The sequence below is a fragment of the Dietzia sp. genome (assembly GCF_036741115.1).
Lineage (GTDB): Bacteria > Actinomycetota > Actinomycetes > Mycobacteriales > Mycobacteriaceae > Dietzia.
In genome coordinates this window covers 32424-32852 of record NZ_DAINST010000027.1, presented here as the reverse complement: position 1 = coordinate 32852, position 429 = coordinate 32424, and the positions used below count along the sequence as shown (strand labels likewise).

General features: G+C 67.8%; 1 protein-coding gene. It reads right to left on the bottom strand.

Features of this window, described 5'->3' with window-relative positions; all coding sequences use genetic code 11:
- Positions 1-298 precede the first annotated feature (298 nt).
- Positions 299-429: aa3-type cytochrome oxidase subunit IV (gene ctaF, locus V7E05_RS06185; RefSeq protein WP_333618803.1), on the bottom strand; the 131-nt coding region annotated here is incomplete at its 5' end.

The following is a 429-nucleotide window of genomic DNA, read 5'->3' as shown; positions in this document are numbered from 1 at the left end:
AGGCGGAGTAACGAGATCGTAGGCGATCATCGGTCTGCCGAGCAGGCCGCGCAGCGCCGGGTGGAGCGGCCTCTCCGCCCACCCTGGATCGTTCCGTAGAGCCAGGTCCGCCCGTTCGCTCATTCCCCGAGCGTAGACCGGCGACAGGCTCGGAGCGATGGAAAGAAGCGACGGCTCGGAGCCGAGCCCGGAGGACACGGCACGAAGGCCCACGGCCGAGCGACGAAAAAGGCGCCCCCACCGGGCGTGGTGGAAGGCGCCTTTGACGGCGGGCGTGCGCGACGCCCTGGCTAGCAGATCAGTGCGTCTCCGGGCCGCGGTAGTACTGGAACACCAGTCCGCAGACCGAGGCGACGAGCGTGAGCCCGCCGATGATGATGATCCACCAGTTGAGGAACGCGAGGCCGAAGCCAAGCACGAAAATCACGG